General features: G+C 47.1%; 1 protein-coding gene. It reads right to left on the minus strand.

Going from position 1 to position 665, the window contains the following annotated elements; all coding sequences use genetic code 11:
- On the minus strand, positions 1–665 hold a 665-nt coding region (locus tag R7Q46_RS27575), incomplete at both ends, for a glycyl radical enzyme domain-containing protein (protein WP_318078336.1).

A 665-nucleotide genomic window follows, 5' to 3' on the forward strand; every position in this document is an offset into this window, starting at 1 on the left:
TATTAGTACGGGAACCTTCTGCTTCGTATTTCGCGATATCAGATAACTTCACCATATAACCGGTCACTCGAACTAAATCATTCGATGCGACGTTTGCGGTGAACTCTCGATACCCCGCGTTCAACGCGCCCTTGCATAAATTGAACATGGCTTCTGGGTTTGACTTCACCGTTTCATCAATCGTTAGAATATCGCTGACACCCGCTCGATCATATTGATGATGCGCCGCAGTTCCTTGTACATAAGTAACAGGGTCTGGCTCGTTACCGTAAGGAAGGCGCACTCCTGGCGTCACATCCAGATCGAGACTGATACCACCTTGAGCATGCAACAACGCTTTGCCCTCTAAGCCATATCTCACAGGCGTAGAATCAACCAATGTCGCTAGTGTCGCTGAAATCTCGTGGCCTAATGCATTTGCACGTTCATCTTGTCCGTAGCGGGAGGTTTGCCCTTCTTTTTCAAGAAGTAAGTTGACTGCTTCAGCCATGCCATAAATGCCGTACATTGGCGCAAAGCGTGACTCTTCAATCAAGCCTTCTTGGGTTAAGAAGCCTTGGAAGAACTGTGATTGTTCATGCAAGTGCGAGCTTCTTGCATCCATCACCTCCGTCATTAGTTGATGATACGTCGGTAATACATTACTGAAAAAATCGTCGCGACTT

This window comes from Vibrio sp. 811 (assembly GCF_033339195.1).